Genomic DNA, 16,160 nt, shown 5'->3' with positions numbered 1-16,160 from the left:
CGCACCCTAATACTTCAAGTTATTAGCTTGGCAGGGTTCTGTAAAAAAGGTTTAAAAGTCGCCGTGCTGTGCCTGGAGAATACTCAAACTGCTAATTGCCGCTGTTTCGGTGCGTAAAATGCGTGGCCCTAAACTAACCGACTGATAACCGTTTTCGTTTGCTTGATGGATTTCTGTGTCTGACAAACCGCCTTCTGGGCCTATAAGCAATCGAAAGCCTTGAGTATTATAAGGTTGCCTCGCTAAGCTTTGTTCTGCACCGGGGGCTAATACCAAGCGCGTAGTATTGGTTGATGAGGACAGCCATTGACTTAAACTTACCGGGGCATTGAGCACAGGAATAATGTTGCGACCACTTTGTTCACAAGCGCCAATAATAATTTTGTACCATTGCTGAACTTTCTTTTCCCAGCGCGACTCGTCAAGCTTTACTGTGCATCGTTCTGTGATAACAGGCGTTATCTCTGTTACGCCAAGCTCTACGCTTTTTTGTAGCACAATATCCATTCTATCGCCCTTAGAAACACCCTGACCTAAGTGAAGGTGGAGGGGGGACTCTTTAGCTAAAGAAAGACATGCATCGGCTTCAACCGTTACTTTCTTTCTTTGAACACTTATGACTTGCGCACTGTATTCGTTGCCATCGCCGTTAAATAGCACGATAGGGCGATTGGGCTTTATGCGCAGCACAGTAGCGATGTGATGACCCGCATCTTCGGTTAATTCAAATTCTTGTTCTAAAGGAATTGGGTTGGGGTAATAAACTCTTGGTATACGCATAAGTAGTCAGGTGTTTGGTTTTGATGCGTATGATACGTGTCTGTATATGCAGGTTGCAATGCTGTCGACGGCATCATGTAAATAATTGGGTAAAAACTTACACAAACGGCAACACGCGACCTATCTTTATTAATCACCTGACTCGTAGGTTTACTCTAAGCCGCTGATGGCGAAGAATTGTTCGAAGTGGTTTTCAACACGTTGGAAGAAGGCTTCGAACTTGGTTTTGGGCGGTATTCCGCTCTTGCATATTTAGTATGTTTTCCTCTATCGGTGCGAAGTGAATATACAAATAAGCACAAAACGACCGAAAACAGGGTTATGAGAAGCAACATGCGTTAATCCTTTAAGTGACATAGTTTGCTAAAGCTCGTTCATAAGAATTAACGGAAAGAGGATTCACATCCGCAAACGACGTTAATTCTACTGAGACTTTAGTCTAAAACTTTGAGGCTAAAAAATCATCAAAAAAAATGTCTTAAAACTCGGTAACTTCCGACAAAGTTAAAAAGACAACAAAGCGCATTCAAGCTTCGGTGTTAAATAGTGCATTTTTTGAGTGACATGTGTGTGACAATTATTCAAAAAAATACTTAAACTTTGGTATACGTTGTACCTAAGAGTAGCGTTATGAATCGCTACTTTTGGATAATGCTAACCTTTTCAATAGCCTGAAGCGCTTAGACTTTAGGGCAAATTTATTCTGTTTGGACCTATTATGTATTGGTGATAATACGAATAGCTGATAACGTATTTGTGTTAATTACAACTAACCAAGACAAGGACCATATTATGGAAGAGAAGCTTTCGCTTTTTTCAGCGAGCGATGTTGAAAGGTACATAAACGACTACGCCATCCCATGGGGTATCAATATTTTGATGGCGATAGCGATTTATGTAGTTGGTAAAATCGTAGTTGGATTTATTTTGTCTGTATTTAGACGCCTAATGGCTAAATCTAAATACGACGACATGTTGGTTGATTTCCTAGAGGCTATACTAAGCGCCATTTTGATGCTGTTCGTTATTGTTGCGTCACTTGACCAACTAGGCGTTGATACTACTTCACTGGTTGCTATCTTGGGTGCCGCTGGTCTTGCTATTGGTTTGTCACTGCAAGACTCGCTTAAAAACTTTGCAGCAGGCGTAATGCTTCTAGTGTTTAAGCCGTTCAAAGCAGGTGACTTTGTTGAGGCTGCTGGTACTGCGGGTTCTATTGTTAAGATCGGTATCTTTACCACTACAATGAATACGCCAGACAATAAAGAAATTATTGTTCCAAACGGTAATATCTATGGCGGCAATATTACTAACTACTCAGCAAGAGAAACTCGTCGTGTAGATATGGTTGTGGGTATTGGTTACGACGCAGACCTTCTTAAAGCGAAGAAGATCCTTGAAGAAATGGTTGCAGCAGACGACAGAATTCTCGCTGAACCTGCGCCGAAAATCGCGGTTTCTGAACTGGCTGACAGCAGCGTAAACTTCATTGTTCGTCCATGGGTTAACTCTGCCGATTTCTGGGGTGTTAAATTCGACTTCACTGAAAACGTTAAACTGCGTTTTGATGAGGAAGGTATTTCAATTCCGTTCCCGCAAATGGATGTTCACCTACACAAAACAGACAGCGAATAAACTCGACTGCTCTAATCAAAAAAACGCTGCATTTCGCAGCGTTTTTTTGATCTAGCTTAAGTACGATGTAACAGCGTCATCCTTGATACCAGTTTTTAGCGACAGTTCGGACGATATGCAGTTGCTTGGTAGTCAGCATACGCACCAGACATATTTGCCTGTAGATTATCAATTCTTGTTTGGGGAGCAGGGTGGGTTGATAATAGTTCCATAGGGCGCTCACCACCACTAGCAGCATCCATGTTTTGCCATAAGTTCACAGATTGTCTTGGATCAAACCCAGACTTTGCCATCAGCTGAAGGCCGATTACATCCGCTTCTGACTCATGTGTTCTACTAAACGGAAGCTGGACACCTACCTGAACACCTAAACCTATTGCCGCCATTATAGGGCCTGATTGAGGGACTTCGTTCGCTGCCAATATTTGACCTACTGCTTGACTACCTACATTAATCAACGTTGACTGAGACATGCGCTCGTTACCATGCTCTGCGATAACGTGACCTACTTCGTGACCAATAACGGCAGCTAGCTGATGCTGGTTTTCCGCTACATTTAGTAACCCTGTATATACACCTATTTTACCGCCAGGGAGCGCGAAAGCATTAACTTGTTCATCATCAAATACCACTACCTCCCATTGACCGCTAAAAACACTGGTCGGAACTTGAGCTGTGATGGCGTTTGCAACACACTCTACATAGGAGTTTTGAACAGCTTTGTTAGATATTTTAAGCTCTTCTTTCATGCCCGTGAAAGCCTGGTCGCCCATTTGGGCTAGCTGGGATTCTGAATAGAGCAATACTTGGTTTCTACCGGTAGGCGAGGTTGAACATGCGGTTAATGTGAGCGCAGCAGCAATGACCGCTGAGGCAGTGAATTTCAATTTCATAATTAATCCTTTTAATTGCCGAATACACTCATTTTCGTGACGCTGTCACAAAAAATGATATTCCATTCAGTTTATACATCTTATTAGTCGTATTAGTATCAGATAGCGCGAACAAATAAAACTAGACCTTCGCGTTAAAGGCCTTACGTAGCGCTTTCGCTAATCATTATTAGACTCGCTCAGTGATAAAAAACGCTAAAATATGTGCTTACCATTAGTGCTCAATATCGTAAACAGTTGCTTTTTTATAGAAAAATTACACGGCTTTGCCTTCTTAATACTTGTGTCATAAACTGATTTTAATTTATACATAGAAGTTGAATAAATTTTCTGGTGTACTAGGGGCAGAAATCCCAGATTTCTCGTACCTCGCAACGTACAAAAAAACAAATAAAAAGGAAATCAAATGGCAGTGCGTAACAAGTTTAAATATGGATTACTTGCATTTTTAGTTTCAGCTGCGCTCACAGGATGCGGCCTTGATGGTGACGATGGTGCCCAAGGTGAGACAGGGGCACAAGGACCACAGGGCGAACAAGGCGACCCAGGCTCGGATGGTAGCGACGGCACCGATGCTTCTATTGGTATTGCAATGGATATCGTTGGTCGCGCTTTCTTGGGCAATCAAACGGCAGCTGAAATTGTTCAGTATCATTCCGCTACCAGTACCATTTACGCCACTAATGGTGAAACGAATACGATTGCAGTCATTGATGCTTCGGGCGTGAATACGGCAACAATGTCAGATCCAATTAATACGACGACGTTAACATCGACCACAATCGCACTGCCTGCTGATATTAACGGTGTGGCGTTAGGCAGCTTAACAAGTATCGCAATAAGCGGTGACCTTATGGCTGTTGCTGTACCTGCAGATGTTAAGACTGACAACGGTTTTGTGTTGTTCTACAACGGGCTTGATAGTTCTGCTCCCGCTTTCTTAGATTCGGTTGAGGTAGGCGCGCTACCTGATATGGTCACTTTCACCCCTGACGGTGGTAAAGTATTAGTAGCGAACGAAGGCGAGCCATCTGACGACTATACCGTTGACCCTGAGGGTTCTATTTCGGTTATCAATATTCTTGCCAGTGGCGAGCCTGAAGAAACAGGCACTACTGTTGGCTTCAGTGCACTTAACGGCAGTGAAGCTGAGCTTATGGCACAAGGCATGATGTTCCCAAACCCAGCAGGGCGCACAATTAACGGAACCGCTATTACCTCGACTGTAGCGAAAGATTTAGAGCCTGAGTATATCACTGCAACCAACGATGTTGCTTATGTAAGTCTTCAGGAAAACAATGGTCTGGCAATTTTAGATTTGGAAGAGTTAACCGTGGATGTTGTTGGCTTAGGAACCAAATCTTGGGCTGGGCTTAACATTGATATCCAAGAGAATGATGCGGTTAGCTTTGGTCAATATAGTGGCCTATATGGGGTTTATCAGCCAGATACTATTGCTAATTTTACGTGGAAAGATGCAACCTTTATCGTAACTGCGAATGAAGGCGACGCCCGTGAGTACTTCTTTGAGGCTGCTGATGAGGCTGCTTGTACTGCCGCTGGTGGCGTTGACTTTGACGAAGACGATGGTTGTTTAGCCTATACGGATGAAGTGAAAGTAGAAGATTTAACAGCTGCTGCAAATTCTGAGTTGGCGATGCTCCAAGCAACGGGTGAGGCTGACGATTTACGCGTAACTTCGGCCATGGGTGATGCTGATGGAGACGGTGAGTATGATGCCGCATATGCTTACGGTGCGCGCTCATTTACCATCTGGGATCAAAATGGTTTAGTGGTTTATGATTCTGGCGACGATTTTGAGCGCATTACTGCTTCAGTTCACGGCGCACAGTTCAACAATGGTGATGACGAAAATGCTAGCGATTCACGTTCTGAAAACAAAGGACCTGAGCCGGAAGCATTAACTGTAGGTCAAGTTGGCGACCGTACTTACGCTTTCATCGGTACTGAGCGCATGGGGGGGATTTTTGTCTACGACGTTACAAATCCTTATGATGTTCAATTTGCAGAATATGTCATTAATCGCGACCTTACCGAAGGACTCACCAGCGATGATGTGATTGGTGACCTTGCACCAGAAAGCTTAGTATTTGTAAGTGCTGAAGACAGCCCGAGTGGCGTCCCTCTGCTTGTAGTGGGTAACGAAGTGAGCGGCACAGTAACGGTATGGCAAATCAACCAGCTGTAATTTAACGTTCAATAGTTAATAAACAACCCGCTTAACTAAGCGGGTTTTTTTATTGTTACCTACATATAATCATATCTTTTCAAGATGCGCTTCAAGGCTTTTAGTACACTAGCCTTTACCTATCTAATGTCGCGTTTTCTAAACTATATAGCCTGTCATGTTGTCAGGCATTGACGAGCCGAAGACGAGTAAACCCAGAATTGTCTATCAAGATTTTGATGACGAAGGGTAAGCACTATTTAGGGCAGCCCAATGCCAACAAAAAAGCCCGAGTTTAAAACTCGGGCCTTTTAGCTTCGCGCAATGCCTTGCGTTTTGCTAAGGCATAACGAGTTGCGATTGGAAGTGCTTAGTACTTAACCGTTACACCTGCAAAAAGGCGAGGACCATAGTCATTAACTTCACCAAGGTTTCCTTGAACGTAGTAGTCTTGAGACTTAGGTGCACTGAATAGGTTAATTGCTTCAACCTTAACACGAACGTGGTCATTAACCTTGTACGATGCGCGTGCTTCCCAAACTCCTACCTCGTCTACGTAACGCAAGCGCGTCCCGTTACTGACGTAAGGTTGAAAATACTCGCTTCTGTACTTGTAGATAAGCGCTGTATCTAGGTCGCCAATCTGGTAATAAATCTGACCGCTAAACACATGTTCAGAGAAGCCAGGTACAGCGCCCGGAGGAATGATACCTTGGGTTAACTGAGTAGTATTACCGTCAAGGTCGGTAATAAAGGTATCACCGTAATTACTGTCCTCGAATTCATAATCAGTGTCAGCATAGTTATAACCAAACTTCACACCAATACCGCTATCCCAGCGATAGGCGATTGAGGTTTCGATACCAATGATGCTGCTGCTTTCGTCTGTCGTTACAGAGTTAGTAATAGGCAAGTCATAATCATCGCCCTCAATCTCAAAGGTTTCTAGCACCGTTTGCTGTTGGAAGCCGCCGTTAAACTGCTTGTAGTAAACACCGAAAGCAAAAATTGAGTCTTCATTCGGATACCATTCAATGGCAACGTCGTAGTTCCAAGACATAAGTGGCTTAGTACTTGGGTTACCAGAACCGTTTACACCAACAATTAAGTCTGAAATAGTCGTAGGAGCCACTTCATCATCAGTTTGGAACGTACGGCTAAAGCCTAGGTCTGATGGGTCTGCGCGAGACATACCGCGATAGATACCAGCACGCAGCAAAATGTCGTCGCTATAATCCATTACAAAGTTAGCGCTAGGCAGTACTTCAGTGTAGCTACCACCACCTTCGATACGCTCAACCACTGAGTCATCTTCAACAAGTGTTAGTGTACCCAGTTCACCTTCAATAACTTCAAATGAATTTCTGAAGCCAATTGAAGTAACTTCAGTGTTTACAACACGAACACCAAAGTTACCGCGAATGAATTTACCCCACATTTCTGTGTCGTAGTTAGCCATCAAATAACCGGCATAAGTGCGCTCAGTGACATCTATTGTTCCCGAGTTCTCATATTCCAACTCAGGGTAAGCGAAATCATCGCCGTTAGATGCAGCTACAGCACGGGCGAAGCAGTTGTTGTCATAGGTTGCCCACGAAGAACCAGTGCCGCTATCTACGGTATTTCCGTCTCCATCAACGTGAGTAATAATGTCACCGTCTGAAACAGAGGATAAGAAGTCACTTTCTGGGAAGTCAATTTGACAGCCTTGCATAAGTGCAATTGCTTGGGCGATCTCTTCTTCGTCAGATGAACCTTCAGTAGGAGAGAACGTCCACTGTGTTCTAGAACCGTTGCCCTGAGAGCCACCAAGTTGAACGAATGTCATTTCAGAGGCACGTAAGCCACCTTCGATGCTTACAAAAACATTGTGGTCAAGAATATAGCTAAAATCTACTCTAGCCGACTTAACTTCGTTTTCACGCGTATTTTCTCTGTCTGCACGGGTACGTAGGCTATCGTAGAAGTTAGTGATATCAGTTACGTCAAAGTTCTGTACCGTGAAATGAGGAATATCATCACCCATATCCCACGAGAAGAATTGTCTGTCTTCGGTGCGGGCACGGTTTGAAATTTGTAGTTCTTCACGCTCGGTTTTTGAGTAGGCAAGGTCGAAACTTAACGTTAATGCATCAGTAGCGAAGTGCTCTACGTTAATACCAAAACCGTGGTAAGTCTCGTCACGCGAGAACTGTTCACCAGAGCTTTCAATACGATCCTGTCCTTCCCAATGTAAAATACCGCCTACATCATTGGTTACTAGTGTAGGTCCAGTTAAACCTGGAATCGCACGCTTTTGTAGGAAGATTAAGTCGTGTCTTGCTTCTTGTTGCAAGCGATTCGAGTACTGGAAGTCAGTGTTAATATCCCAGGCGTCATTAGGCTGAAACTGTAGTGCTAAGAAGAAGGCATCTCGCTCATCAGATGTTTCGTTTTGACGATAGCTACGAGAGCTACCTGTCCATGCATAAGGTGAACCTGCACTGATTGCCTCACCAGTTTCTGGGTCGATTTCTGTGTTGTAGCCTTGGTTTGAGCTACCGCTAACCTGGTCTTCACAGTCGCCAGCGCTGCTGCGGAAAAAACCTTCATTAGTGTTGGTAGGATCGTTCAAACACGCCCATAGTGAAGAGCCCGTCGGGCTTGAGCTTCTATACTCGGCCTCAGGTTGAGTTATATCTTGGCGCTGGGCACCGATAGAGATACCTAACGCAGAGCCATTACTGAACTCAAACTGGTCAACATAGCTTATCGTTCCGCGATAGCCTAAGTCACTGTGCAGTGAGTTATCTACATTGCCTTCGTCAGGGTTATAGTTGCCTTTAACTTCACCCTGAATACGCTGTTTGCCGTAATCAAGAGGGGCAACCGTTTCTAAGGCGATAACACCAGCCACACCACCTTCAATCATAGAGGCGTCTTGGGTTTTATAGATAGCAATTTTCTTAACCAACTCACTTGGGAACTGTGAGAAGTTAACCGAGCGGTCACCGCTACCATTAGTCGCTTCACGGCCGTTAATGTGCGTCGCACTTAAGAACGGACCTAGACCACGAATAGTAATTTCTGTAGCACCACCATTTTCACGGTGTGACGCTGCGCCCGTAATTGATTCTAGTGCTTCACCAATAGAAAGCGCAGGTAGATCACCAATGTCTTCGGCCGATAAGCCGTCAACAACAGTAGTAGATTCGCGCTTGATTGAAATTTGGTCTTGTATAGTACGACGTGAGCCAACAACGTCGATAACTTCTACGTCCTCCGCCGCGGTCTGCTCTTGCGTTTCTTGCGCTTGTACTGAAAAAGCGGCAGTACTGGCTACACCAGCAATGAATGCGGCTCTTACCCAACGCGCAGTTGGGTTTAGGGTAAAGGGTGTGCTTCTTTTCAACGACATTACAATTTCTCCGTTGTGTTATCGATGCACTAACGCCCCGAAGGGCGCAGTGACTTAATGTGTAGGGTATTTGTGTTTTATGTATTAATTATCTGCTGTCCATGTAGAGCCAGCACCTACATCAGTAGACTGAATGTAGTAAAGCCCTTTAGCTCCAGCGACTGCTTGTGCACCGTTCGGGTCGGTTTCAATTAGACCGTTGGTAGCGGTAACAAACTCCGGCACTTCCTTGCCATTGTCTGCGGGGTTTTGGTCGATAGCGCCGTCGGTATCAAATTCGCCGTTGCCGTTAAGGTTGCGAATGTCTACCCAAGACTCATCTTCAACATCGCCCGATGCATAGCTATCGGTAAAGCCGAAGTTGTTAGAAAGTAGTGATTCTTCGTGGTTAATTAGATCACAGTCGTATTCAAAAGCGTGGTCACTACTAATCGCTTCAGAATCAAATGCAAGCCCAAGCGTGCTTTCTTTATCTGCTTCGTTAAAGCCATTTGCAATTGCATTAGCATCGAAGTCGATTACAAAGAAGTTTTTGGTAAGACCATAAAGAACTGGCGCGTTATCTGCAGTTAGTTCGTCACAGTCACCCACAGGTGCTCTGCTGCCAATCTCGGTGCTGAATACGATGGGTTGAAGTGAGTTTAGTACGGTATTCTTGGTAACAGTTAGCGTTAGGTCACCGCTTCCATCAAGCACTGCTTGGTTACCTGCGTTAGGTACACCGCCGTCAGCTTGAGAAAATGGGTTAGCCGTGAACACTAAGCCGCCAGCTTCTTTATTGCCTGAACGAATACCTGCAATGTAGTTATTAGTTACCGTATGACCGAGCGGTGTCATCAATACACCACTTGGGCGTTCGTCTGAACCAGAAATATCAGTGGTCCGAATAATGATATTGTCAGCAACGGTGTTAAACCCACCGTCTTCTAAGGAAATACCGCCTTTCGGGTCAATAATCGTGTTACCTTGAATAGTAGCGCCAGACGTTTGAACGCGCATTAGGCGACGGCCTGAAGTGAAGTTATCAATACGGTTGTACTGAACAACAAAGTTAGCGTCTTCTGCCGCATCTTCTCCCGTAGTGCTTCCAACGTTAAGAAGCAGCAGGCTTGATTGGTTGAAGTTCGGGTTAACCGCATTTTCGAACAAATTGTACTGGATAGTATGGTTTAGACCCGAAGAAGAGAGCTTGATTACCGAGCCTTTAACCGCGTTGTTTCTATTGCGGAAGGTATTACGCTCAATCATTGCGCCTTCACCATTAACAACAAGCCAATGATGAGTTTCTTCATTCAATGTGGTCTGGTCACCATCCATTGTGTTTTCAGCAAAAGTGAAGTTATCGCCTTCTGAATAAATAACTGCGGCTGCTTCGCTTTCACAGTAAGAATCTAATGCCGTATCAATGCTTTCAAAACGCATGCCCTTCATTGCAGCACCGTCTACCGTGCTAGCAACATTTATACATGCTTCACCAGATATTACCGGCGTTTCGCCTTCTACTGCAGTCATGGTTACAGCACTGGTTATCATAATTGGTGCTAGGTCAGCATACACGTTAGTGTTTAGACCTAAGACATCGCCGTCGGCAAGGCCGCTATTAAGGGCACTTTCAAGACCGGCTTTATCGTTAACAACTGTAGTGTAAACAATGGTATCTACCGCATCTGATGCTGAACCTTCAAAACCATCGTTATCCGTATATGAGGCTTCTACAGAAATGATTGCGCCTGCATTAGCACTTGGCGTGAAAGTGCTGCTGTTACTATCAGCAATGGCTACGCCATCAGCAAACCATGTGTATTCAACGTTTGCCTCGTCAAACCCGTTGTTGTCTGTCAGTGTTGCCGTTAAAACATCGTCTACTAGATAAGGCACGGTGCCAGTTATTTCTATCGTTCCAGCTTCGTCCACGGCCTCTTCATTAACCGGTATAGTAGGTTCAGAAGTGATAACTTCTTCAAAACCGTTAGCATCAGTATAAGAAGCTTCTACGGTAACGACCTGGCCTACAAGACTAACGTCAACAACGTAAGTGCTTTGAGTAGCGCCTGAAATTGCAGTGTCATCGCCATACCATTGGTATGTCACTTCACCGGTAGCGCCATCTTCGTCACTAATCTCTGTGGTAAGGGTATTGCCAACAGTAGGCGTGCCTACAATAGTGATTGCACCTTCTGAATTTACGCGGCCTACCGGATCTGTGGGTGCGGACACTGGTGCTTCATCGAAACCACGGTCATCGGTGAATGTTGCTGATACGGTAATAACCTTACCAAACTCATTTTCTGTAAGAGTAAGTGTTGATGTCACTTCATTTTCAATAGCGACATCATCTGCAAACCACGTATAAACAATACTTTCAGGCTGAGCACCATTGTCATCTGACACTACAGCAGTAAGCATACCGCCAACTACAACGTCACCAGAAATAGCGATGGTTGAATCAAACGCTATTGCCATTACATCACTTGTTGGTTCACTTACGTGAGATTCGTTAATACCACCGTCGTCGGTGTAAGAGCCTTGCACTGTAATAGCTGCGCCAATTTGATCGTCAGTTAGCGTAAAGCTTTCTCCGCTTGCATCCGCAATGAGCTGGTTATCCGCGTACCAAAAATAGCTCACTGTTGAAGAGATGCCGTCTGGGTCGCTAACTGACGCCGTTAACGTTTCACCAGAAGTTGGCGTACCAGATAGTGTGATGCTGCCTAAAGTATTCGGGTTGTTATCAGAATCTACATCACATCCTGTAATGGCTGCGGCTATGGCGCAAAGTGCAAATGCTTTAATCTTCATGATGGCATCGTGCTCCGAGTTTAATTATAGGGTGGTAAAGTTATTATTTTGTTTTGGTGTTACCAATATGTGTATTTGTTTTTACCAAATTGGTAATAAGGTCAATAAAAACACAATTTATTAACATTTGCTAGAAAATTTACTAAATTTCTTAAAAATTAAGATGTTTAAGATTTGCGTGTTATATATCAGGTAGGATTGGTCAGATAGATATAGGGTCAGAGTACTTGTTCTATAGCAACTGGATGGGGAAGGTAAGGGGCAGGTTATAGTCACGGATGAGTCACGGTGAACTTTGTGTAAAAAATACGCTACCAGACATCTCATGGTTCTGGTAGCGCATCAGTTGACTAACGCTTAGGCTTAAGTAGTTCTATTTTTGGTATAAGAAGCCAAATGGCTGCAATTGCAATGATCGCTAACGACGCGCCAATGACGAAGGCTGGCGTATAGTTACCATCAGCGGTAAGCCATGGTACTAGCGATGTTAAGCCCACAGCCCCCAGTTTCGCTGCCATACCTGAGAACCCAGATAGCGTACCTACGGCTTTTTTACCAAACAGGTCGCTCGGTAGGGTTTGAACGTTACCTATTGCAGTTTGGAAACCGAATAGGATAACGGCCATAATAAGCACCGCTACTGTTGGTGCGCCAGGGTTAGACATAGCGATAAGTGCTGGAAGCATTATTAGACAGCCTAAGGTGATAACGAGCTTCCTTGTCTTATTCGGCGTCCAGCCCGCAGCTATGCGATTTTGTGCCAACAAGCCACCAAACCATGCGCCAAGCATTGCACCTACATAAGGTACCCATCCGTATATGCCTATCTCAGTAACGTTCATGCCGTACACTTCGTTAAGATAGATTGGGATCCAGAACACAAATAGCCACCAAATAGGGTCGATTGCCGCCGATGCGATAATTACGCCCCAGCTCTCTTTACGAGAGAGAAGTTCACCTGTTGAAGGGCTGTATTCTTCCACTTCCTTGGCATTACCGTTTTCATCTTTATCCTCGCTCATAGTGCGCTGACCAGAAAGGATATAGTGTTTTTCTTCTTCGGTGATCCATGCGTGCATTGCTGGCGGAGCTTTAACGATAATAACCCAAGGTAATAGCCATAAAAGGCCAATGGCGCCTACGATAATGAATACCGCTTGCCAGCTAAAATGCAGAGTTAAAAAACCAATAATAGGGAAGGCTATAATGCCACCAATAGCTGCGCCAGAGTTAAAGATACCTTGGGCAAGCGCACGCTCTTTCGTAGGAAACCACTCAGCGTTACCTTTGGTCGCACCAGGCCAGTTGCCTGCTTCTGCAATCCCTAAAATTGATCGAAAGATACTGAAGCTCAGCATGCCTTGTGCAAAAGCATGAGCGATAGTGGCGAGGGACCACACACCTATAGAGAGAACGAAGCCAATTCGCGTTCCAATCCAGTCGAAAATTTTACCGAAAATTGCTTGGCCAAACGCGTATGAAAAAACAAACACGATGGAAATGTTAGCGTATATTTTTTTCCTTTCTAACGCTGATTCATCGGGAAACAAGTCTTCTACAATAGCGGGCCACAGCACGCTTAAGGCTTGTCTATCGATGTAATTTATAATTGTTGCGAGAGCAATAAGTGTAATTACCCACCAACGTAGACCTTGAATTTTCACGGCATCACTTCTCTTTTGGGTTGCGTTTTGTTTCGCCTAAGCGTTCGTTTACTACTTATCTAATTCGACAAAATAGTCATAAATTTCAGGCACGTTGCCGTTACCCAAGCCCGCGTCTAAGGCTGCTTGCAAATTAGCTGATGAACCTTCAGCGATTTTTGATTCTGTGCCCAAGTCCTCTACCATCTTCAAAAAGTAGCCAAGATCTTTATTTGCATTAGCAATAGAAAACCCTAGATCACTATTATTATCAACCGCATAGTTTTTGCAGAATTGCATAAATGGTGAGTTGGATGGACCTGCTGACATGATGTCGAAAAGCTGTTGGCGGTCAACACCAGCGCGCTCAGCTACAGCAAAAGCTTGTGACATCGCACAAACGGTGGTCATACCCATGAAATTATTAATCAGTTTTGTAGTATGACCTGCGCCAAGCTGACCAAGGTAGAATACATTCTCACCTTGCTCATCAAGAACTGGTTTCACTTTTTCAAATATTTCTTTGTCGCCAGAGGCCATGATGTTTAATAGACCATCTTTGGCGTGCGCTGGCGTGCGACCTAGCGGTGCATCTACCATGCCTACACCTTTAGCGGCCAAGTCTGCACCAATTTTTCTTGTTGACGAGGGAATAGAGGTTCCAAAATCAATAACCACATCACCTTCTTTGACTCCTGCCATAATACCGTCTTCTGCGTACATCACAGATTCAACAATATTTGACGTTGTTAGGCACAGCATAACGATGTCTGCGCTTTCGGCTAATTCCTTACCTGTTTTTGCAACTTTAGCACCGCGTGCCGTGCACTTGGCTACAGCATCAGGGTTCAAGTCCATGACTGTGGTTGGAAAACCTTTATTTAAAAGGTTCTCAACCATGTTGCCGCCCATTAGACCAAGTCCGATGAAACCAATTGATGGTTTAGACATTATCTTTTCCTCATAAGTAAAATTTCGAAGGTTAGATACAACCTTGTCACCTTTGGTATCACCTAGCCATAAACAGATTATTGCCGAAAAGACGTGCTTGATAATCAGAAGACCATTGTTATTACCAATTTTATGTTTAAACCCTATTTCTATCTTTCCAATTTGTCAACCAATATCAGGTTGGAGGACATTATTTTGTAAATAAAATGTAGGAGGAATAGACGAAACTATCTGCTAACCTTTTTCTTGTACAAGGTTGTTAAAAGCTTAGGATGTTGATTAAATTGAATTTTATAGTGGTTAATTAGTGTTGGAGACGTTAGGCAGGAAAAGATTAAATTTGCTAACAAAAAAGAACAATTCTTTTTTGTTTGGCTGAACGCGTGTTGTTTTATTGGTCAAGTCAATTGCTCTACAGTCGTATTTTAGAAAGAGGAGGGGGAGCCATTGCATCCACTATAGTTACACCGCTAGAGGATTAAGGTAAGCTATAGTGCATAAAACGCAGTCGTATAACTCGCAAACGATACGATTAGCCTTAATTGCACTGGCACCGTTGCGTGAAGGACACGAAGTAACGCGATGTTTTTTAAAGCCAGAAGTGTTAACAGATAACAGAGAATGCTTATGTCTCAACAGATAGTGATTAGCGGTGTGGGTGTTTGGCATCCGGAAGACAGTATTACCAATGAAGAATTAGTAGAGAGTTATAACGCATACGCCGATGCGTTCAACACAGAAAATAGGGAAGAAATAGAAGCGGGTGATGTTACTGCTGTGCCTTACTCAAGTGCCGAATTCATTGAAAAGGCGTCTGGAATTAAAAGTCGCTACATTTATCAAAAAGAGGGTGCGTTAGACATCACTCGAATGAAACCTAAAATTGCGCCGCGAGCAGACGATGAACTTTCTCACCAAGCTGAAATTGCCGTTGAAGCAGCTAAGCTAGCTTTGGCTTCAGCCAACGTGAGCGCGGGTGAAATAGATGCCGTTATTGTATCGTGTGCTTATACGCAGCGCGCCTATCCCGCTATTGCTATAGAAGTTCAAGAAGCATTGAATATTGAGGGTTTCGGCTTTGATATGCTGGTTGCTTGTTCTGCGGCAACGTTCGGCATGCATCGCGCTTATGAAATGCTAAGTGCTAAGAATGCAAGCCGCGTACTCGTTATAAACCCTGAGCTGGTTTCTCCTCAAATTAATTACGCGGACCGCGACAGCCACTTCATCTTTGGCGACGTAGCTACAGCGACTGTGTTAGAACTCGCTGAAACGGCAAAAAGCGAGCACGTTTACGATGTGCTTAGCACTAAAGCACTGACGAAGTTTTCAAATAACATTCGTTCGAACTTTGGTTATATGACACGAGCTGAGGATGTTGATCCCTATGGCCCTGACAAACTCTTTCATCAAGCTGGGCGCAAAGTGTTTAAAGAAGTTTGCCCAATGGCAGCGGCGCATATTGAGGCGCACCTAGCAAGTCATGACATTACACCTCAAGGTGTGAAGCGTTGGTGGTTGCATCAGGCCAATATCAACATGAACACTTTAATTTGTAAGCGGTTGTTAGGGCGCGATGCGGATAGAACAGAAGCACCTATCGTACTCGATGAATTCGCTAACACAGCTTCTGCTGGCTCTGTTATTGCTTTTGGTTTAAACCATGAAGACCTAGTCTCTGGTGATATCGGTGTGCTTTGCTCTTTCGGAGCGGGCTACTCGATTGGTTCACTGGTTGTGCGAAAGCGGTAAATGTTTAAACAGTAAAAGTCTAAAGCGCAGGCTGGGCCTGCGCGCTATAATATAGAGGGCGAGAATTAAAGCTTCCTGTAGCAAGCCCGATGGAGCAAACCTTTTGCTCTGTCTCATACAGC

At 44.2% G+C, this 16,160-nt stretch carries 9 protein-coding genes; 3 read left to right on the top strand and 6 right to left on the bottom strand.

The genetic code is table 11. The annotated features are described in order from the left end of the window. Nucleotides 1-51: 51 nt before the first annotated feature. Complete coding sequence (locus tag ACYX4M_RS02120) at nt 52-780, bottom strand: 16S rRNA (uracil(1498)-N(3))-methyltransferase (protein WP_476081695.1); 729 nt, start codon at nt 778-780, stop codon at nt 52-54. A gap of 792 nt (nt 781-1,572) precedes the next feature. Here ACYX4M_RS02120 and ACYX4M_RS02115 point away from each other — a divergent pair. Then, nucleotides 1,573-2,415: a mechanosensitive ion channel family protein gene (locus ACYX4M_RS02115; protein ID WP_476081694.1), complete on the top strand. Its 843-nt coding sequence runs from the start codon at nt 1,573-1,575 to the stop codon at nt 2,413-2,415. Between the two features lie 95 nt (nt 2,416-2,510). Here ACYX4M_RS02115 and ACYX4M_RS02110 read toward each other — a convergent pair whose 3' ends face one another. After that, nucleotides 2,511-3,308 carry a M48 family metallopeptidase gene (locus ACYX4M_RS02110; RefSeq protein ID WP_476081693.1) on the bottom strand — a complete coding sequence of 266 codons (798 nt, stop codon included), beginning with the start codon at nt 3,306-3,308 and terminating at the stop codon, nt 2,511-2,513. Between the two features lie 406 nt (nt 3,309-3,714). On the opposite strand from ACYX4M_RS02110, the gene ACYX4M_RS02105 reads away from it, so the two are divergent. Further along, nucleotides 3,715-5,517, top strand: coding sequence for a choice-of-anchor I family protein (locus ACYX4M_RS02105; protein WP_476081692.1), 1,803 nt, complete (start codon nt 3,715-3,717; stop codon nt 5,515-5,517). Nucleotides 5,518-5,866: 349 nt separating this feature from the next. On the opposite strand, the gene ACYX4M_RS02100 is transcribed toward ACYX4M_RS02105, so the two are convergent. From ACYX4M_RS02100 to ACYX4M_RS02085, 4 genes are all read right to left on the bottom strand, one after another. Beyond that, a complete protein-coding gene (locus tag ACYX4M_RS02100) occupies nt 5,867-8,893 on the bottom strand; it encodes a TonB-dependent receptor (protein ID WP_476081691.1) in 3,027 nt (1,008 codons plus the stop codon). A gap of 84 nt (nt 8,894-8,977) precedes the next feature. Then, nucleotides 8,978-11,692: a poly(beta-D-mannuronate) lyase gene (locus ACYX4M_RS02095; protein ID WP_476081690.1), complete on the bottom strand. Its 2,715-nt coding sequence runs from the start codon at nt 11,690-11,692 to the stop codon at nt 8,978-8,980. Nucleotides 11,693-12,042: 350 nt separating this feature from the next. Then, nucleotides 12,043-13,356 carry an MFS transporter gene (locus ACYX4M_RS02090; protein ID WP_476081689.1) on the bottom strand — a complete coding sequence of 438 codons (1,314 nt, stop codon included), beginning with the start codon at nt 13,354-13,356 and terminating at the stop codon, nt 12,043-12,045. 51 nt (nt 13,357-13,407) lie between these two features. Further along, nucleotides 13,408-14,286 carry an NAD(P)-dependent oxidoreductase gene (locus ACYX4M_RS02085; protein ID WP_476081688.1) on the bottom strand — a complete coding sequence of 293 codons (879 nt, stop codon included), beginning with the start codon at nt 14,284-14,286 and terminating at the stop codon, nt 13,408-13,410. A 627-nt stretch (nt 14,287-14,913) separates the two neighbouring features. Here ACYX4M_RS02085 and ACYX4M_RS02080 point away from each other — a divergent pair. Further along, complete coding sequence (locus ACYX4M_RS02080) at nt 14,914-16,038, top strand: beta-ketoacyl-ACP synthase III (protein ID WP_476081687.1); 1,125 nt, start codon at nt 14,914-14,916, stop codon at nt 16,036-16,038. Nucleotides 16,039-16,160: the final 122 nt, after the last annotated feature.

The sequence above is a fragment of the Alteromonas sp. ABV4_150 genome, from assembly GCF_056311745.1.
Note: the sequence above shows the minus strand (reverse complement) of the source record. Positions and strands in the feature narration are given on the sequence as shown.

Coding starts and splice junctions, on each gene's coding strand:
- ACYX4M_RS02120 (WP_476081695.1), bottom strand. CDS start 780: ATGCGTATACCAAGAGTTTATTACCCCAACCCAATTCCTTTAGAACAA.
- ACYX4M_RS02115 (WP_476081694.1), top strand. CDS start 1,573: ATGGAAGAGAAGCTTTCGCTTTTTTCAGCGAGCGATGTTGAAAGGTAC.
- ACYX4M_RS02110 (WP_476081693.1), bottom strand. CDS start 3,308: ATGAAATTGAAATTCACTGCCTCAGCGGTCATTGCTGCTGCGCTCACA.
- ACYX4M_RS02105 (WP_476081692.1), top strand. CDS start 3,715: ATGGCAGTGCGTAACAAGTTTAAATATGGATTACTTGCATTTTTAGTT.
- ACYX4M_RS02100 (WP_476081691.1), bottom strand. CDS start 8,893: ATGTCGTTGAAAAGAAGCACACCCTTTACCCTAAACCCAACTGCGCGT.
- ACYX4M_RS02095 (WP_476081690.1), bottom strand. CDS start 11,692: ATGAAGATTAAAGCATTTGCACTTTGCGCCATAGCCGCAGCCATTACA.
- ACYX4M_RS02085 (WP_476081688.1), bottom strand. CDS start 14,286: ATGTCTAAACCATCAATTGGTTTCATCGGACTTGGTCTAATGGGCGGC.
- ACYX4M_RS02080 (WP_476081687.1), top strand. CDS start 14,914: ATGTCTCAACAGATAGTGATTAGCGGTGTGGGTGTTTGGCATCCGGAA.